The sequence below is a fragment of the Leucobacter sp. genome (assembly GCF_053528595.1).
The window spans coordinates 15,904-34,035 of sequence record NZ_JAIVPF010000057.1; the positions used below are offsets into that span (position 1 = coordinate 15,904).

General features: G+C 72.2%; 17 protein-coding genes. 14 read left to right on the forward strand and 3 right to left on the reverse strand.

Features of this window, described 5'->3' with window-relative positions; translation table 11 throughout:
• The first annotated feature begins 205 nt into the window (after window positions 1-205).
• The 3 genes from ACWKZU_RS11765 to ACWKZU_RS11775 all read left to right on the forward strand — a co-directional run bounded on the left by ACWKZU_RS11765 (window position 206) and on the right by ACWKZU_RS11775 (window position 3,768).
• A complete protein-coding gene (locus tag ACWKZU_RS11765; protein ID WP_449282512.1) occupies window positions 206-985 on the forward strand; it encodes an electron transfer flavoprotein subunit beta/FixA family protein in 780 nt (259 codons plus the stop codon).
• Between the two features lie 11 nt (window positions 986-996).
• A complete protein-coding gene (locus ACWKZU_RS11770) occupies window positions 997-1,965 on the forward strand; it encodes an electron transfer flavoprotein subunit alpha/FixB family protein (protein ID WP_449282513.1) in 969 nt (322 codons plus the stop codon).
• A 903-nt stretch (window positions 1,966-2,868) separates the two neighbouring features.
• Entirely contained in the window at window positions 2,869-3,768 is a 900-nt protein-coding gene (locus ACWKZU_RS11775; protein ID WP_449282514.1) for a cytochrome b/b6 domain-containing protein, read from the forward strand.
• 259 nt (window positions 3,769-4,027) lie between these two features.
• On the opposite strand, the gene ACWKZU_RS11780 is transcribed toward ACWKZU_RS11775, so the two are convergent.
• Window positions 4,028-5,170, reverse strand: a complete 1,143-nt coding sequence (locus ACWKZU_RS11780; protein ID WP_449282515.1) for an LLM class flavin-dependent oxidoreductase — start codon at window positions 5,168-5,170, stop codon at window positions 4,028-4,030.
• Window positions 5,171-5,355: 185 nt separating this feature from the next.
• Between ACWKZU_RS11780 and ACWKZU_RS11785 the strand changes: the two genes are divergently transcribed.
• From ACWKZU_RS11785 to ACWKZU_RS11800, 4 genes are all read left to right on the forward strand, one after another.
• Window positions 5,356-6,504, forward strand: a complete 1,149-nt coding sequence (locus ACWKZU_RS11785) for a thiolase family protein (protein ID WP_449282516.1) — start codon at window positions 5,356-5,358, stop codon at window positions 6,502-6,504.
• Window positions 6,505-6,563: 59 nt separating this feature from the next.
• Window positions 6,564-7,697: an acyl-CoA dehydrogenase family protein gene (locus ACWKZU_RS11790; RefSeq protein ID WP_449282517.1), complete on the forward strand. Its 1,134-nt coding sequence runs from the start codon at window positions 6,564-6,566 to the stop codon at window positions 7,695-7,697.
• Window positions 7,687-8,715: an acyl-CoA dehydrogenase family protein gene (locus ACWKZU_RS11795; protein WP_449282518.1), complete on the forward strand. Its 1,029-nt coding sequence runs from the start codon at window positions 7,687-7,689 to the stop codon at window positions 8,713-8,715. Before ACWKZU_RS11790 ends, ACWKZU_RS11795 begins: the two co-directional genes overlap by 11 nt.
• Before the next feature lie 102 nt (window positions 8,716-8,817).
• Entirely contained in the window at window positions 8,818-9,435 is a 618-nt protein-coding gene (locus ACWKZU_RS11800) for a TetR family transcriptional regulator (RefSeq protein ID WP_449282519.1), read from the forward strand.
• Window positions 9,436-9,553: 118 nt separating this feature from the next.
• Here the strand turns inward: ACWKZU_RS11800 and ACWKZU_RS11805 are convergent, their stop codons facing one another.
• Window positions 9,554-9,937, reverse strand: coding sequence for a RidA family protein (locus ACWKZU_RS11805; RefSeq protein ID WP_449282520.1), 384 nt, complete (start codon window positions 9,935-9,937; stop codon window positions 9,554-9,556).
• A 324-nt stretch (window positions 9,938-10,261) separates the two neighbouring features.
• Here ACWKZU_RS11805 and ACWKZU_RS11810 point away from each other — a divergent pair, with 324 nt between their 5' ends.
• The 7 genes from ACWKZU_RS11810 to ACWKZU_RS11840 all read left to right on the forward strand — a co-directional run bounded on the left by ACWKZU_RS11810 (window position 10,262) and on the right by ACWKZU_RS11840 (window position 16,347).
• Window positions 10,262-10,717 carry a MaoC/PaaZ C-terminal domain-containing protein gene (locus tag ACWKZU_RS11810; RefSeq protein WP_449282521.1) on the forward strand — a complete coding sequence of 152 codons (456 nt, stop codon included), beginning with the start codon at window positions 10,262-10,264 and terminating at the stop codon, window positions 10,715-10,717.
• A complete protein-coding gene (locus tag ACWKZU_RS11815) occupies window positions 10,714-11,172 on the forward strand; it encodes a hypothetical protein (RefSeq protein ID WP_449282522.1) in 459 nt (152 codons plus the stop codon). The genes ACWKZU_RS11810 and ACWKZU_RS11815 overlap by 4 nt, the downstream gene beginning before the upstream one ends.
• The gene (locus ACWKZU_RS11820; RefSeq protein WP_449282523.1) at window positions 11,169-11,870 is read left to right on the forward strand and encodes an SDR family oxidoreductase; all 702 of its coding nucleotides are present in this window, start codon (window positions 11,169-11,171) and stop codon (window positions 11,868-11,870) included. The genes ACWKZU_RS11815 and ACWKZU_RS11820 overlap by 4 nt, the downstream gene beginning before the upstream one ends.
• A 46-nt stretch (window positions 11,871-11,916) precedes the next feature.
• Window positions 11,917-12,690: an alpha/beta fold hydrolase gene (locus tag ACWKZU_RS11825; RefSeq protein ID WP_449282524.1), complete on the forward strand. Its 774-nt coding sequence runs from the start codon at window positions 11,917-11,919 to the stop codon at window positions 12,688-12,690.
• Window positions 12,687-14,231, forward strand: a complete 1,545-nt coding sequence (locus tag ACWKZU_RS11830) for a GMC family oxidoreductase (protein ID WP_449282525.1) — start codon at window positions 12,687-12,689, stop codon at window positions 14,229-14,231. The genes ACWKZU_RS11825 and ACWKZU_RS11830 overlap by 4 nt, the downstream gene beginning before the upstream one ends.
• Window positions 14,228-15,010 (forward strand): enoyl-CoA hydratase-related protein, encoded by a 783-nt coding sequence (locus ACWKZU_RS11835; protein ID WP_449282526.1) that lies wholly within the window; start codon window positions 14,228-14,230, stop codon window positions 15,008-15,010. Before ACWKZU_RS11830 ends, ACWKZU_RS11835 begins: the two co-directional genes overlap by 4 nt.
• Window positions 15,011-15,075: 65 nt before the next feature.
• Window positions 15,076-16,347 (forward strand): LLM class flavin-dependent oxidoreductase, encoded by a 1,272-nt coding sequence (locus tag ACWKZU_RS11840; protein WP_449282527.1) that lies wholly within the window; start codon window positions 15,076-15,078, stop codon window positions 16,345-16,347.
• Window positions 16,348-16,549: 202 nt separating this feature from the next.
• Here the strand turns inward: ACWKZU_RS11840 and ACWKZU_RS11845 are convergent.
• On the reverse strand, window positions 16,550-18,132 hold a 1,583-nt coding region (locus ACWKZU_RS11845; RefSeq protein ID WP_449282528.1), incomplete at its 5' end, for an ABC transporter ATP-binding protein.

Genomic DNA, 18,132 nt, shown 5'->3' on the forward strand with positions numbered 1-18,132 from the left:
TCGGTAGCCCGCGCTATCGCGGGCGTCGCGCGGCGGAGCGGAAGCGGGTAGCGTCGGATCAGGTGGCGCTTCGGCGGCGAATCCGGCAGCGGGGTGCACATGCATACCGGTCGGTATAATATGGATCGACATCGGATCCGCCGCCCCGACCGCGGCGGGCGCGCGCTCGCCCCGAGGCCGATGCGATGGAACGAGGAGCTGGTCGATGAGGATCCTGGTGCTGATCAAGGAGGTCCCCGACACCTACGGGGATCGGAAGTTGAGTCTGGAGACCGGACTCGCCGATCGCGGCGTCTCCGAGGCCGTGCTCGACGAGATCGGGGAGCGGGCCGTGGAGGTCGCGCTCTCGTACGCCGATGCGCACGAGGGGACGGAGGTCGTCGTCGTGTCGGTCGCCCCCGAGGGATCCGCCGCGACGATCCGCAAGGCGCTCGCGATGGGCGCGGCAGCGGCGGTGCACGTGGCCGACGCGGGGCTGGCGGGCGCCGACCTGGGGCTCACCGCGGAGGCGCTCGCCGCCGCGATCCGGCGCTCCGGCTTCGATCTGGTGATCGCGGGCAACGCGTCGACCGACGGCGCCGGGGGTGTGATCCCCGCGATGGTGGCGGAGCTCCTGGGGGTTCCGCAGCTGACCTCGCTCTCCTCGGTCGAGATCTCCCCGCACGGGGTCTCCGGCACGCGAGCGGTCGACGGCGGGGTGCAGCGCGTCTCCGCCGAACTGCCCGCGGTGATCTCCGTGACGGAGGCGCTGCCCGACGGCCGCTTCCCCAACTTCAAGGGCATCATGGCCGCGAAGAAGAAGCCGATGGAGGTGCTGTCGCTCGCGGAGCTCGGCGTGGACGCGGAGGACCTCTCGGTGCCGCGCTCGATCATGCTGTCGATATCCGAGCGCCCGCCGCGTGCGGGCGGAGTCAAGATCGCGGACGACGGGACGGCCGGCGAGCAGATCGCCGCGTTCCTGGCCGAGCACCGTCTGGTGCAGTGAGGGGTGACACGATGAGCGGATACGCGGAAGACGCCGTGCTGGTGGTGCTGGAGGAGAGCGCCGTCGGCGGCCTGGAGCGGGCTGCGGCGGGGCTGATCGGGGCTGCGGCCCAGGTGGGAACGCCGATCGGTCTCGTCTTCGACGAGGGAGTCGCCGCGGAGGCGGCCGAACTGGGCGCCGCACGGGTGCTCGTGGCCGAGCGCGGCGACACCTCGGAGCTGGGAGCGCTCGAGGTGGACGCGCTCGTCGCGGCCGCGACGCTGGTGCGGCCCGACGCGGTGCTCGTGTCGCATTCCGTGACCGGGCGCGACATCGCGGCCCGGTTCGCGGCGCGCACGCGCTCAGCGCTCGCGGTCGATGCGGTCGGTCTCGCGCGCGACGAGCGGGGTGTCGTGGCGCATCACTCGGTGTACGGCGGCGCGTACGGTGTGGTGTCGGCGCCGACGTCGGGGGCGCCCGTGGTCACGGTGCGGCAGGGCGCGATCGACGCGCGTGCGGAGGCGCGGCCGCTGGAGCGGGAACCGCTGGTGGTCGTGTCCTCGGGTGCGCGTGCGGGGCGTGTGGATGCGTTCGAGCCGGTGGCGGAGGTGTCGTCGCGTCCGGAGTTGCGGGGTGCGGCGCGGGTGGTGTCGGGTGGTCGTGGGTTGGGGTCGAAGGAGCAGTTCGTGCTCGTGGAGCAGCTCGCGGATGTGCTGGGGGCGGCGGTGGGGGCGTCGCGGGCGGCGGTGGATGCGGGGTTCGTGCCGCAGTCGTATCAGGTGGGGCAGACGGGGGTGTCGGTGTCGCCGCAGTTGTATGTGGCGCTCGGGATCTCTGGGGCGATTCAGCATAAGGCGGGGATGCAGACGGCGAAGACGATCGTGGCGGTGAACAAGGATGCGGATGCCCCGATCTTCGAGGTCGCGGATTTCGGGGTGGTGGGGGATGTGTTCACGGTGGTGCCGCAGTTGATCGCGGCGCTCGAGGCACGGGGGCGGTAGGTCGTGGCGACGTATTCGGGGGCGCTCAGGCGGGGATTGCCGCGGGTGGCGGGCGGAGAGCCCTGGCCGCCGGTGGCGGACGCGCCTGCGGGGGTGCCCGCGGGGGCGGATCCCGCGCTGGTGGTGTCTGCGGTTCCGGATGCGATGCCGGATGCGGTGCCGGTCGTGGAGGCGGATACGGTGCCCGCTGCCGGGGCGACGGGGTCTGCGGAAGCGGCCGGCGCGGCGGCGGTGGAGGCCGTGCCTGCGGGGGCGGTGCTCAGGCGGGGTCTGCCGCGGGTGGCGGGCGGGGCGCCCTGGCCGCCGGCGGGTGCCGCCCTTCCGGTCCCGGGGTCGACGGCCGTGGCCGAAGCGGTACCGGCCGAGGCCTCTTCGGCGCCTGCCGGCGTGCCGGCGCTCCCTGCGGTCGCGGATCCGGCGGGTGATGACCTCGCCGCGCCTGCGGGTTCGGCTGTTGCGACCGCCGCGCCTGGGGCGCCTGTGGCGGGCGGGCTGTCGTTGCGGCGGGGCCTGCCGCGGGTGGCCGGGGGCGAGCCGTGGCCGCCGGCGGGGTCCGGGCCGGCTGCTGCTGGGGTGCCCGAGGACGCGGCCTCGTCGCGGCCGGCGGCCGGCCTCGTGGCGGCGGATGAGGCCGCACCGGCCGCGTCGGCCAGGCGCACAGCGGAGGAGTCTGCGGTGCCGGTGGCCGCCGATCCGACGCCCGCTCCTGCCTCATCCGTGCCTGCGCCCGCCGTGACCTCTGAGCCGGCGCCCGCTGCCGCACCCGCACCCGAGCCTGCGCCCGCGCCTGCCTCTGTTGCTGCGGCACCGGTCTCGGTTCCCGTGCCCGCGGCGCAGCCCGCGTCTGCCCCGGTCTCCGCGTCTGTTCCGGTTCCTTTGCCGGCGGGGAGGCGTGAGCCGATCATGCTCGGTTCGCGCGCGCTCGGGGGGTGGGTGCGGTTGGCGGTGCTGTTCGGCGGCGGTGCGATCGTCGCGGCCGGTGTGGTCGTGCTGGCCGCGCGCGGGGTGACGACGTTGCCGGCGGCGCCGGGGTTCTTGGAGCGGTATCCGGGGGAGTACGAGCTGCCCGGGTTTGTGGAGGAGGGCTTCCCCGCGTGGGCGCGGTGGTCGCACTATCTGAACTTCTTCTTCGTGGTGCTGATCGTGCGCACGGGGTTGCTGGTGCGGTATCAGCAGAAGCCGCCCGCGTTCTACACGCCGAGGCGGGGCGGGAAGAAGGTGAGCCTGTACTTGTGGCTGCACACGAGCCTGGATGTGCTGTGGCTGGCGAACGGGGTGGTGTTCGTGGTGCTGCTGTTCGTGACGGGGCACTGGGCGAGGATCGTGCCCACGAGCTGGGAGGTGTTCCCGAACGCGGCCAGCGCGCTGTTGCAGTATCTGACGCTGGAGTGGCCGGTGGAGGACGGGTGGGTGAACTACAACAGCCTGCAGCAGTTGATGTACTTCGCGGTCGTGTTCGTCGCAGCCCCGTTGGCGGCGATCAGCGGGGTGCGGATGAGCGAGTGGTGGCCGAAGGATGCGGAGAGGCTGAACAGGCTCTATCCGGCGCCGGTGGCGCGGGCGGTTCATTTCCCGGTGATGCTGTTCTTCGTGGTGTTCGTGATCGTGCACGTGTTCCTGGTGTTCGCGACGGGGGCGTTGAAGAACCTGAACCACATGTTCGCCGGTACTCCGGAGGTCTCCTGGGTGGGGTTCTGGTGGTTCGCGGCCGGCCTGGCCGTCGCGGCGGCCGCGGTGGCAGCCGCGAGGCCCCTGGTGCTCGCTCCGATCGCGGGGGTCACCGGCAAGATCAGCAACCGATAACACCGCACCGCGGGCGGGCGGCGAGTCTGCTCCGGTTCGCCGGCGAGTGCCGAATCGCACTCTGCGAGAACTGCCGTCGGGCGTCGCCGTCGGGCCGTCGAGCCGTGCGGGGCAGGGGCGTGCTCGCCGGGGACTCCGAGCTCCGGGCAGCGGGCCGGGTGCAGGCCCGCCGGCGGGGCGCCCCGCCCGGCCCGAGGCGCGCACGCAGCAGGGGGCGGACCCGATCGGATCCGCCCCCTGCGTGTTTCCCGGCCGTGCGCTACTCGCCGAGCGCGGCGCGCACCTTCGGCAGCACCTCTTCGGCGAAGAGCCGCATGGAGCGGTCGACGAGGTCGTCGTCGAGGTCGCGGTACGGCGACAGCAGCCAGTGGTCGGCGTTGCGCTCGCGCGCGATGCGGATCATCAGCTCGGCGACGGTGTCGGGCGAGCCGACGAGCATGTGGTCGCGCTCGAAGAGCAGATCCCACGGCTTGGCGTTCGCGATCGCGGGGTCCTCGGGATCCTCGCCTGCGTCGAGCCAGATCTTGCGGCCGCGGCTCGGCACCTTGTCGATGAACTCGACGTTGGCGGTGATCTCGTCCTCGGTGAGCTCGCGGGCCTCTTCGTCGGTGGGTGCGATGAGGAAGCCGCGCAGGATCGCGGTGTTGCGCGCCAGGCGCGGATCGGGATCCTCGACCCGGTCGAGTGCCTCCTGGTACACCGCGTTGAGGTTGTCGAGCACCGAGCGCGTGGGGAACCACGTGATGACGCTCATGTTCTGCTCGGCCGCGGCGGCGAAGCCGCTGGGGGAGTCGGTGACGCTGAAGAGGCGCGGGCCGCCCGGCTGCGCGGGTTTCGGGATCACGGAGAGCCCGGTCACCTTGCCGTCCTCGTCGAGGTACTTGTCCGAGGCCTCGGGCCACTTGGTGCCCGGCTGCGGGATCCGGTAGCGCTCGCTGTGCCAGCTGAAGGGGTCCTCGGTCCACGCGGCGCGCACCATCGCGAGGTTCTCGGCGAAGATCGCCTTGCTCTTCGCGTCGTCCTTGCGATCGGCCTCGGGATTGAGGTTGATGATCTCGGCCTGCAGGATGCCGCGGCTGAAGGCGACGTCGAGTCGACCCGCGGTCATGTGATCGAGCATCGCGAGATCCTCGGCGAGGCGGATCGGGTGCCACGTGGGCAGGATGACGGCCGCGATGCCGATGCGGATGTCCGTGGTGCGGGCGGCGAGGTCGGCGAGCAGCATCACCGGGTTGGGCGACTGGTCGGTGCCCGCGGTGTCGAAGTGGTGCTCGCCCAGCCAGAAGCCGTCGAAGCCGAGCCGGTCGGCGTACGCGATGCGCCGGCGCGAGCGCTCCAGCAGTTCTCCCCAGGGGCGAGTGTCCCCCGGGTTGCTCAGTCCGTGAAGGATGTCGACTCTCACAGTTGGCTCTCCGTCCTGCCGTCAGCTGTTCGGTCGCGGCTCCTGCGTCGTGCCCGCGTGGCGGGTGCCCGGCGCGATGCGGGCGGCTTCGGGGTCGACGGCGACCTGGGATGAGCGTAACATACCTATCGGTCGGTATGTGCAATATTCTTCCGTCCTTCGAGGATCCCACACAGAGGAGCGCCGTGAGAGAAGCAGTCATCGTCGAAGCCGTTCGAACGCCCGTGGGGCGCCGCGGGGGAGGCCTGTCCGGGGTGCACCCGGTGGAGCTGGGCGCCCGTGTGCTGCGGGCCATCGCCGAGCGGACCGGGATCGACCCGGCGCTCGTCGAGGACGTCATCTGGGGCTGTGTCACGACGATCGGCGAGCAGTCGTCGAACATCGGGCGCTGGACCGCGCTGAGTGCCGGGTGGCCCGACACCGTGCCCGGCACGACCGTCGATCGCGCCTGCGGCTCGTCGCAGCAGGCGATCGCCTTCGCCACCGCCGGCGTCATGGCGGGCCACTACGACGTGGTCGTGGCGGGTGGCGTCGAGTCGATGTCGCGCGTGCCGATGGGCTCGACGCGCACCTCCGGTCACGGCGAGGCGCGAGGCCCCGCGATCGCGGCGCGCTACCCCGGCGAGGAGTTCTCGCAGGGAAGATCGGCGGAGCTCATCGCGGCGAAGTGGGGCTTCACCCGCGCGCAGGTCGACTCCTTCAGCCTCGAGTCGCACGCCCGGGCCGCGGCCGCGCGCGCCGAGGGGCGCTTCGACGCGGAGATCGTGCCGGTCGAGACGGAGCAGGGAATCGTCTCGGCCGACGAGGGGATCCGCGAGGGCTCCACCCTCGCGACGCTCGGCGGGCTGCGCACCGTCTTCGACGAGAACGGCGTGGTCACGGCCGGCAACTCGTCCCAGATCTCGGACGGCGCGGCCGCGCTGCTCATCACGACCCCCGAGCGCGCCGCCGAGCTGGGCCTCGAGCCGCTGGCCCGCTTCCACAGCTTCTCGGTCACGGGCGTCGACCCGGTGATGATGCTGACGGGTCCGATCGGGGCCACTCGGAAGGTGCTCGGCCGGGCCGGGCTGTCGATCGCGGAGATCGGCAGCGCCGAGGTGAACGAGGCCTTCGCCTCCGTCGCGCTCGCCTGGCTCGCCGAGACCGGGGCCGATCCCGACCGCCTCAATCCCGACGGCGGAGCGATCGCGCTCGGCCATCCGCTCGGCTGCTCGGGGGCGCGGCTGGCGACGACGCTCGTGCACCGGATGCGCCGCACGGGCGACCGCTACGGGCTGCAGGCCATATGCGAGGCCGGGGGAATGGCGAACGCCATGATCCTCGAGCGCCTTTGACAGCGGTCGCGCCAAACCGTAACATACCGACTAGTTCGTACTTTGATTGGGAGGATGCCGTGAGCAACGTCGAAGACTCCGAGCTGCGGGCGCTGCGCGCGGAGGTCCGCGCCTTCATCGCCGAGCAGCGCGCCGCCGGCGCGTTCGAGCCGACCATCGACAGCTGGCTGAGCGGCTGGGACGAGTCGTTCTCGCGCTCCCTGGCCGAGCGCGGCTGGCTCGGCATGACGATCCCCGTCGAGTACGGCGGCCGCGGGCGCACCTTCATGGAGCGCTTCGTCGTGACCGAGGAGCTGCTCGCCGCGGGCGCGCCCGTCGCCGCGCACTGGATCGCGGACCGCCAGATCGCGCCGTCGCTGCTGAAGTACGGCACCGAGGAGCAGCGGCAGCGCTACCTCCCCGGGATCGCGCGCGGCGAGATCTACTTCGCGATCGGGATGTCGGAGCCGGAGGCGGGATCCGATCTCGCGAACGTGCAGACGCGCGCCGCGCGCGTCGACGGCGGCTGGCGCGTCGACGGCGCCAAGATCTGGACCTCCGGCGCTCACCATGCCCACGCCTTCTTCGCGCTGGTGCGCACCTCTCCGCCCGAGGGCGGAGACCGGCACACCGGCCTGAGCCAGTTCCTCATCGACCTGCGGCAGCCCGGGGTCGCGATCAATCCGATCGTGTCGATCGACGGCAGCGTGCACTTCAACGAGGTCGTGTTCGACGGGCTCTTCGTGCCCGACGCCGATGTGTTCGGCACCGTCGGCGAGGGGTGGCAGCAGGTCACCAGCGAGCTGAAGTTCGAGCGCAGCGGGCCGGAGCGGATCCTGTCGAGCTTCCCGGTGCTCGACCGCCTGACCGCCGAGCTCGCGCGCACCGGCACCGAGCCCGAGGCCGAGCTGGGGCGGCTGATCGCCCGCGTCGCGGGTCTGCGTCGTCTCTCCTTCGACGTCGCGCGCAAGCTGCAGGGCGGTCAGCCGGCCGAGCTGCAGGCGTCGATGGTCAAGGTGCTCGGCACCGGGAACGAGGGCGACATCTGCGACTACGCCTCGGACTGGTCGCACGAGCTCGGAGACGACGCGGAGCTCGCGCGCCTCGCCCACTCGGCGCTGCTGCGCCGCCCCGGATTCACCCTGCGCGGCGGAACGAACGAGATCCTCCGCGGCATCATCGCTCGAGGTCTGGAGAAGTCCCATGCCCATTGATTGCGGAGTCGACCCGGATTTCCGGGACCTGGTCCGTTCGTTCTTCACGCGCGAGATCGACGCCGACGCGCGCGCCGCCGAGGCGGGTGCGTTCGACGCCGAGGTCTGGTCGCATCTCGACGAGATGGGGCTCGCGCTGCTGACCACGCCGGAGAGCCGGGGCGGCAGCGAGGCCTCCTGGGCCGAGGCGGCGACGCTGCTGCACGCGCTCGGCCGCTCCGGTATCGCCGTGCCGTACGGCGAGCACGACCTGCTCGCGTCCTGGCTCGCCGGGCAGGCCGGTCTCCCCGCCGTGACCGGCGCCACGAGCGCGGCCGTCGTGCGCGCCCCCGCCGCGGTCGGCGACGTCGTCGAGGTGCCGGGCGGCGGCGGGATCGAGCGGGTGCTGCTCGTCTGCGAGACCGGGGAGGGCTGGTCGGCGCAGGATCTCGCGGCCGGCGGCTTCGAGACCGTCCCGGCCGACGCGGATCCGCTGCCCCGGCTGCGCGTCACGGCGCCTGCCCGGAGCACGGCCCTCGAGGGCCGGATCGGGCGCGAGTTCCTGCTGCGCGGCGCACTCGTGTGCTCGGCGCAGATCGTCGGCGCGCTGGAGCGCTGCGTGGCCGAGGCCGTGGAGCACGCCTCCGTGCGCACGCAGTTCGGGCGGCCGCTGACGCGGTTCCAGGCCGTGCAGGCGCTGCTCGCCGAGGCCGCCGCCGAGACGGCTGTCGCCACGGCAGCGGTCGAGGCCGCCGTGGAGGCCTGGGTCGATGCCGGCGAGGCGAACGAGGAGGTCGAGCGCGCGGTGGCGATCGCGAAGTCCTGCAGCTCGCACGCCGTCGACCCCGTCACCCGCAACGCCCACCAGGTGCTCGGCGCGATGGGCACGACGCAGGAGCACCACCTGCACCGCTTCACCCTGCCGCCCCTGCGCTGGCGCGCCGATTTCGGCTCGGCCCGGTACTGGGATCTGCGGCTCGCCCGGGGCGCCGTCGAGGTCGCCTCGGACGGGCTGTGGGCGCATCTCGCACGGGTCTGACCCCTCCCGGAGCCCGGAGGTTCGCGGGCCCGACCGAAAGGATATGTACAGTTGTCTTCGAGAATGTCTTCGAGAAGGACGTCCATAGCGGGAGGTAGAACCGTGGCGAAGAAGTCGGAGAACGGCGCCAAGCGGGTGCAGAGGGACCCGGGCGCTACCCGGGAGGCGCTCCTCTCGAGCGCCGTGAGCCTGTTCGAGGAGCACGGGTACGACTTCACGAGCGTGCAGCAGATCGTCGACCGGGCGGAGCGCACGAAGGGCGCCTTCTACCACTACTTCGACAGCAAGGAAGACCTGCTGCACGACATCCACGACGGCTTCATCGACTACCAGCTCGAGATCGCCCGCGACGTGCTCGCCCGCGATATCCCCACGGTGGAGATGCTGCGGCGGTTCATCGTCGAGGTGCTGATGGAGCCCATGGGCCGCTACAAGTCGGAGATCACGATCTACCTGCACGAGCAGCGCTTCCTCGCGGAGGACGCGTTCCAGCAGGTGCGGGCCAAGCGCGACGAGTTCGCGGGATACGTGGTCGGCCTCGTCGAGCGCGGCGTGAAGGAGGGCGTCTTCAAGGATCGCGGACCCGTGCGCGTCGTGGCGTTCGGCATCATCGGCATGGTGGCGTGGACGCACACCTGGCTGAGCTCCTCCGGCAGCCTCACGCCGAGCGAGATCGGCGAGATCTTCGCCGACATGGTGCTCGACGGACTCCGCGCGTAGCGTCCGACCTGTGGATCCTGCGACGCGCCTGGCGCTGTAGCGCCACCGCGGAATGCGCGGAACACTGCGCATCCCGCTTCGGCATTCCGCGCACGCAGGATGACCTCGCAGGCGCCCCCTACTGCTTGGCGGCGACGAACTCGATCGCGCCGCGGCAGTCGGAGGGCAGCCCGACCGTCATCGTGATGCGCTGCGGGTACACGCCCTCGGCGCACTCGTCGCGGTAGGCGTAGAGGAACTCGAAGCGGTGCGCCTCGTCGGAGATCCAGCAGGTCGACTTCACCAGGTCCTTGCGGGTGAGACCGGCCTCGGCGAGGATCTCGTCGGCGCGCCGGAAGAGCACCTTGACCTCGTCCGCGACGGTCTCGGCCTCGGTCGCGCGCTTGCCCGTCTGCGGGTCGAGCGCGGTGACGGTGAGGAAGGTGAAGCCGCCCGCGGTCGCTCCGGAGGAGCGGCGGGGCAGGGTCTCGTGGTGGGCGGGGATGCTGATGAACTCGGACATGTCTCTCCTCGGGTGTGCTGTCGCCCGCGTCACTGCGGCGTGAGCGGGTCGAACGGGGTTTCGGTGCGGGTGCGCCCCGTGCGCGCGGCCGCCGAGGGCGGTCCCGGCAGCGACGGGGGAAGCGCGCGGGGGTCTCCGGCTGCAGGGGTCACGGTGCCGGCCTCCCTTCGCGATCGCGTGTACATACCGAACAGTACGTTAGGCTCGATCCGGGAGCCTGTCAAGCGATCCGACTCCGCTCTTGACGCGGCGGGCCGGACGCGAGACGATGTAGATACCAACCGGTACGTATTTACGCGATGACGCGACGGAGGAGTGCGGTCGATGGAGACACTGTGGTACGAAGACGCCGAGGTGGGCCTGCGGTTCACGACCGGAGCGCGCACCGTGACCGAGGCCGATCTGGTGAACTTCGCCGGCGTCTCGGGCGACTTCAACGCGCTGCACATGGACGCCGAGCTGATGCGCGAGAGCTCCTTCGGGGCGCGGATCGTGCACGGCGCGCTGATCTTCTCGATCGTGACCGGCCTGCGCAGCCAGACCCGCCTCTTCGACCGCTCCATCATCGCCTTCGCCGAGGTGCGCTCCTGGCGGTTCCAGGCACCCGTCTACATCGGCGACACGATCCACGCGGAGAACGAGATCGTCGAGCGCCGCACCACCTCCAAGCCGGGTCGCGGGCTCGTCGTGCAGCAGGTGAGCGCGGTCAACCAGCACGGCGCCGTCGTGCAGTCCGGCCAGATGGTCACCATGCTCAGGATGCGGGAGGCGGCGGCATGAGGCTGCGGATCCCATCGGCGGCGGTGGCCGAGGCGCTCACCGGTCTCGCGGCCCGCGACGGCGGCATTCACGACGGGCTGGTCTTCGCCCCCCGGTCCGGCCTCGCCGCCTGGGAGGAGGTCGAGGAGGAACTTGCGGAGGCCTTCCGGCTCAGCCGAGAGGCGATGATCGCGGAGGCGCCGGTGGTCTACGTGCTGCACGCCGACGCCGTGCTGGGACGGGCCCCCGTGCTCGACTCGGCGGCGGCCACCGCCCTCGTCGGCGGTGCTCGCGCCCTCGCCTTCGAGGGCAGGCGACGCGGGCGCTACGCGACCGCGATCGGCATCGATCCGGCGGAGGATCCCGACGCGCTCGAGCACCTGCGCCGCGGGATAGAGTTCACCATGGACACGCGATCCGCGGCCGGCCAGATCACCATGCTCACCGATCAGCACCTGGGGGCGATGCTGCCATGACCATCGCGATCGTCACGGGAGGGGCCCGGGGCATCGGCCGCTCCATCGCCGAGCGCCTGCTCCGGGACGGGTACGACCTCGCCCTCGTCGACCTGGCCCCGGACGTCGAGGCCACCGCGGCCGAGCTGGGCGGGATCGCGATCCGCGCCGACGTCTCCTCGGAGGAGGGAGTGGCCCGGGTGCGCGAGGCGATCGAGCGCGACGGCCGGCCGCTCGGCGCGCTCGTCAACAACGCGGGCATCACGCGCGACGCCATCGTGCACAAGATGACCGAGGACGACTTCCGCGCCGTCGTACGGGTCAACCTGGGATCCGCCTACCGCATGACGGAGGGGCTCGCCGACCTCATCGTCGACGACGGCGCCGTGGTCAACCTGTCCTCCCGCGCCCAGCTGGGCAACGTCGGCCAGTTCAACTACGCGATGTCGAAGACGGGCGTGATCGGCTGCACGCGCGCGCACGCCCTCGCCCTCGCCCCGCGCCTCCGCGTGAACGCCGTGGCGCCGGGCTTCATCTCGTCGGCGATGACGGATCAGATGCCCGCCGAGATCCGCGAGCGCGTCATCGCCGGGGTGCCGCTCGCGCGAGCCGGCGAGCCGGCCGACATCGCCGCGACCGCGTCGTGGCTCCTCTCGCCCGACGCGGGATACATCACCGGCCAGGTCGTCTACGTCTGCGGCGGCCGCAGCTTCGCATGAGGCGGCGCGCGATGCGCGTCGCACCCGTTCAGAAAGGGAATCGGACATGATCCTCGAGAAATACGAGTGGGGGGACCCGGCGAAACCGCCCCTGATCCTCATCCACGGCGTGGGATCCCGCGCCGAGGAGTTCGCCGAGGCCGCGGAGGTCTGGGCGCGCGACCATCGCGTGATCTCCTTCGACCTGCGCGGGCACAACCGCTCGGGCTTCGAGCCGCCGTGGACGCACGCCACCTACGTGGAGGATCTCGTCGAGTCGGTGCGCGCGCTCGGGATCGAGCGCGCCGACTGGCTGGGTTTCTCATTCGGCGGCAGCCTGCTGCTCGACATGGCGGTGTCGCACCCCGAGATCATCGACCGCTCGATCCTGCTCGAGCCGGTCGTGCAGATCACCCCCGCGCTCGCGCAGAAGCGCGCAGAGGAGGAGCTCGCCGGCGACGTCTGGGACTCGGTCGAGGACTTCGTCCGCTCCCACTCCTACGGCGCCGAGCCGGACCTCGCCGACGTCGCGAGCACCGCGACCTACTTCGATCCGCTGCCGGACGGGCGCGTCAAGCGCCGCACCAGCCAGGCCGCGATCGTCTCGATCTTCAGCGAGTTCGCCGACGTGCCGCCGGCGCCCGACACGCTCACCAGCCCCACCGCCCTGATGTACGCCCCCGCGTACGGCCTGGTGACGCCGGAGCAGATCGAGGCCTACCGGCCGTACGTCGAGCGCATCGTCGAGCTGCCGGGCATGCACAGCGTCTTCACCACCGCGTTCGCGGAGACCACCTCGGCGGTGGCCGACTTCCTGCGGGAGACCGGGCGTCGCGCATGACCGGTCCGTTCGATGCCGTGGTCGTCGGCGCGGGCACCAGCGGGTGCGTCGTGGCCGCGCGGCTGAGCGAGGATCCCGCGGTCTCGGTGCTGCTGCTCGAGGCGGGCGGCGATGACCGGCGCGAAGACATCGAACGGCCCGAACTGTGGCAGTCCATCCAGGGCACCGACGCGGACTGGGACTTCACCTCCGTGGCGCAGCCCGCCACTGGCAGGAGCTACGCGGTGCCGCGCGGCCGGGTGCTCGGCGGCTCGGGTGCGATCAACTGCATGGCGCACATCCGCGGCCACCGGCGCGACTTCGACGGCTGGGCGGAGCAGGGCGCGGCGGGCTGGTCGTTCGCCGAGGTGCTGCCCTTCTTCCGGCGCTCGGAGCGGGTGCCCGGCGGCGATCCGCGCTTCCGCGGCGCCGACGGGCCGCTGCACCCCGCGACGGCCGGGGCGCCCAACCCGATCGCCGCGGCGTTCATCGACGGCGCCGTCTCCCTGGGGCACCGCTTCGCGCCCGACTTCAACGCCGACGAGATGATGGGCGTCGGCTACGCCGAGTCGCTGGTGCACGAGGGGCGGCGGGAGACCACCGCCACGGCCTACCTGCGGCCCGCGATGGCGCGGCCGAACCTCACCGTGGTGACCGATGCGCTCGTGCTCGACCTCGATATCCGGAACGGCCGCTGCCACGGGCTGCGCTACGCCGCGGCCGACGGGATCCACGCAGTGACCGCCGGGGAGACGGTGCTGGCGGCCGGCGCGATCGGTTCGCCCCACCTGCTGCTGCGCTCGGGCGTCGGGGCGGCGGCCGATCTCGAACGCGCGGGGGTGGCTCCGGTGCACGAGCTGGTCGGCGTCGGCCGCGAGCTGCAGGACCACATCCTGCTGGCCGGGATCCGATACCGGCCCGAGCACCCGCTCGGGGAGACCGGGCTCGACGACGCGACGCTGCTCGCCGCGAGCACCCCGGGTGATCACGGCCCCGATCTGCACCTCTCGCCCATGGCCTTCGACTACCACATGCCCTGGCAGCGCCCCGAGCCGGCCGGCGTCTCGCTCGTGATCGGCCACATGCGCCCAGCGAGCCGCGGCAGCGTGCGGCTGGCATCGGCGGATCCCCTCGTGGACCCGCTCATCGACCCCGCGTTCCTCCGCGAGCCCGGCGACCTCGAGCAGCTCATCGCGGGTGTGGAGCTCATGGACGCCGTCGTGGAGGGCGGCGTCGTGCCGAGGTGGGGCGGCGCCACCGACACGCGCCGCCTGCTGCAGCTGGACCGCACGGATCTCGAGCGCGAGATCCGCGACGCCGTCTCGAGCTACTTCCACCTGGCCGGCAGCTGCCGCATGGGCGTCGATGCGCGGAGCGTCGTCGATCCCGAGCTGCGCGTGCACGGCATCGCCGGCCTGCGCGTGGCCGACGCGTCCGTCATGCCGACCGCGGTGACCGTCAACACCAACGCCGCTACCGTGATGATCGGGGAGCGCGCCGCGGCGTTCGTGGCGGCCGAGGCCGCCGATCCCCCACCCCCGCACGAGGAGGAGCGACCATGACCGCACCGGACCACACCGGCCCCGAAACCGGCTCCGAAGCCCGCGCGGAGGCGCGGCTTGAGGTGAGCGACGGGGTCGCCACGCTGACGCTCGACGCGCCGGAGCGCTACAACGCGCTCACCGTGCCGATGGCGCACGAGATGAGCGCGCTCTTCGACGAGATCGACGGGGACCCGGGTATCGGAGCGCTCGTGGTGACCGGGGCCGGCAAGGCGTTCTGCTCGGGAGCGCATCTCGCGACGCTCTCGGACGCCGGGCAGGATCCGCTCGCGGACGACAGCCTCGCCGATCTCGACGCGCTCTACGGCACCTTCACCCGGCTCGGCCGGGTACGCGTGCCCACGATCGCCGCCGTCAACGGGGCCGCCGTCGGCGCGGGCGTGAACCTCATGTTCGCCGCGGATCTGCGCATCGTCGCGCCCCGGGCCCGGATCATGGGCGGCTTCCTCAAGCGCGGCCTGCACCCCGGCGGCGGGCACTTCCTGCTGCTGGGCCGCTCGGCCGGACGCGACGCGGCCGCCGCAGTGGGGCTCTTCGGGCAGGAGGTGTCGGGCGAGGACGCGGTGCGGGCCGGGCTCGCTTGGGAGGTCGTCGAGCCGGAGCGGCTCGTGGAGCGCGCCCGCGAGATCGCGCGCCCGATCGCCGCGGATCCCGCGCTGGCACGGGCGATGGTCACGAGCTTCCGCGCCGAGACCGAGGCCGCCCCGATGACCTGGCCCGCGGCGGTGCAGTTCGAGCGCACGCCGCAGCTGTGGTCCATGAACCGATTGCGCGCGTAGCCGCGCCGCCCGCGGAAGCCCTGACCGACGAACACGGACAGCATCGAACACAAAGGAGAGACACCATGACCCCCAGGCCCCCCATGGCCCGCAAGGGCACCCCGGCACCGACGCTGCGCGGCCCGTTCGATCCGGGCGGACAGCCCGACCTCGGCCCCGACAAGCATCTGCACCTCAGCCTGTTCGCGTGGAACGTGTCGAACGGCCTCTCGGCGAGCAAGGTCGTGCTCGACGATCCCGAGAGCCGCCAGAACGCGTGGCAGTGGAAGAACTCGCAGCATCTGCTGCGCCTGCTCGACAGCTCCGGCATGGACAGCGCGCTGCAGTACGGCATGTGGGTCGGCTACGGCGGCGAGGTCGAGTGGAACGACCACCACTACGACTGGGCCACCGCCGGTGCCATCACCGCAGCCGTCACCGAGCGCGTGGGCATCTTCCAGACCATCCACGTGGGCTACCACATCTCCCCGATGTTCGTGGCCAAGCAGACCGCCGCGGTCGACCACGTGTCGGGGGGCCGCGGCGGCGTCAACATCGTCGCCGGCCAGAACGCGGTCGACTACGCGCAGTTCGGCCTCGAGGGCCCGCCCCCGCAGCCGATCCGCTACGCGATCGCCGACGAGATGACCACCGCGCTGAAGCTCCTGTGGACGAGCGACGAGCCCGTCGACTTCGAGGGCGAGTACTTCCAGATGTACGGCGCGCAGATCAGCCCCCGGGCCGTCAGCCGGCCGCGCCCCGTTCTCGTCAATGCGGCCGCCAGCCCGGTCGGCCTCGACTACGCCACCCGTCAGTGCGACGCGCTGTTCGTCACCGCGAGCGGCGAGACGTGGGCGGAGAAGGCGGCGCGCATCCACGGCATGGCCGCCGAGCACAACCGCAGGGTGCGCGTCGCCGCCATGTGCTACGTCGTCATGGACGACGACCAGTCGAAGGTCGACGACCTCGTCGAGGAGATGCGCAGGCGCATCGACCGCGAGGCCCTCGAGAACTGGCTCACGATGAGCGGCCACATCATGGCCTCGGAGCCGGGGGGCGAGAACCTCGTCGACAAGGGCCTCTACGGCCTCGACCGCCAGGCTTCCGGCGCCGCCGCCGATCCCTACCTCGGCATCGGCAAGGAGGAGTACGAGGAGCTCGGCATGGGCATGGGCGCGTACCAGCTCTTCGGCACCTACGAGAAGGTCGCCGACGAGCTGATCGAGCTCTACAACCTCGGCATCGGCCAGTTCGCGCTCTGCTTCCTCGACCCGATGAAGGGCGTGCAGCAGATGAAGGAGCACGTGATCCCGATCCTGCAGAGCCGCGGCTACAACGAGCTCGCGACGGCGCTGTAGGCGGCGGGGCGCCGCGGGCGCCCGGCGAGCGGGGGCGGATCCCGATCGGGGTCCGCCCCCGCTGTCGTGCCGGTCGAGCGGACGGAGCCCGTCCCGCCGGGCGAGCGAGCGGAGCGAGCCGACACCCGGGGCGGGTCGACACCCGGGCTCTCGATCCCGACTGCGCTCCGGCGTCGCTCCGCGCGATCGGCGGAGCGACGCCCTACTCCTGCGCCCAGCTCAGGGTGGGCGTGTTGTACAGCAGCGACTGCGTGTACTCGTGCTTCGGCGAGTCGAGCACCTCGTCCACCGGGCCCTCCTCGACGATGACCCCCTGGTCGAGCACGGCCACCCGGTCCGCGATGGCCCGCACCACGGCGAGGTTGTGGGTCACGAACAGCATGGTGAGACTGTTCTCCTCGCGCAGGCGCTGCAGCAGGGCGAGCACCGAGGCCTGCACCGAGACGTCGAGCGCCGAGGTGATCTCGTCGCAGACGAGCACCCGGGGGTCGGTGGCGAGGGCGCGGGCGATGGTGGCGCGCTGGCGCTCGCCGCCGGAGAGCTGCGAGGGGTAGCGGTCGGCGTAGCGGGCGCTGAGCGCCACGTCGTCGAGCAGTTGCACCACCCGCTCCCTGGCCTGCGCGCGGCGCATTCCGCCGAGCACCACGAGCGGCTCGGCCAGCGAGTCGCCGATCGTGCGCCGCGGGTTGAGCGCCTGCGTCGCATTCTGGAAGATGTACTGCACCGCCATGAGCTCCTCGCGGGAGCGCCGCTTCGAGCCGAACGAGAGCGGCTCGCCGCCGACGAACACCTCGCCCGTGGCGCCGGTGTGGAGGCCGCCGATGCACTGCGCCATCGTGGTCTTACCCGACCCCGACTCGCCCACGATCGCGGTCACGAGCCCCTTCGGCACCTCCAGGTCGATGCCGGTGAGCACCTGCTTCCTGCCGTAGCCCGCTCCCAGCCCCCGGATGGAGAGGAAGCCGCTGCCGGGTTCGGCCGCGCTCTCCCGCTGCGCCGTCAGCACGGAGCCCTGCAGCGGCAGCTCGTGCACCGCGTCGACGCGGCGGCAGCGCGAGACGTGCCCCTCGCCGACGGCGACGAGCGGGATCTCGCCGCGGCGGCAGGCCGCCTCGGCGAGCGGGCAGCGGTCGGCGAAGACGCAGCCCTCGGGGCGCTCGTCGATGGGGGTCACGCGGCCGGGGATCGCGTTGAGCGTGCGCCGCTTCGCGGGATCCGGGATCACGCCGATGAGGCCGCGGCTGTAGGGGTGCGCCGCGTTCAGGGTGATCTCGTCGGCGCGGCCCACCTCGACGAGGCGGCCGTAGTACATCACCGCGATGCGGTCGGCGAGGCCGGCGACGACCGCCAGGTCGTGGCTCACGTAGACCCCCGCGGTGCGGTGCTTGGCGCACAGCTCGCGCACCATGGTGAGCACGTGGGCCTGGGTGGTGACGTCGAGGCCGGTGGTGGGCTCGTCGAGCACGACGAGCCGGGGGTTCGTGATGAACCCGGCCGCGATCACGATGCGCTGCTGCTGGCCGCCGGAGAGCTCGTGCGGGAATCGCCGGAGGAACGCGCGGTCCGAGGGCAGCCTCACCTCCTCGAGCATCCGCCTGATGCGGCTCAGTCGCTCGGTGCGCGAGTCCACGCCGCGCGCCGCCAGCACCTCCTCGAGCTGGGTCCCGATCCGCAGCACCGGGTTCAGCGAGGAGCCGGGATCCTGCGGCACGTAGCTGACGAGCGCGCCGCGCTCCCTGCGCAGCTGCTCCTCGTCGAGCTGCAGCAGGTCGACCCCGTCGATGA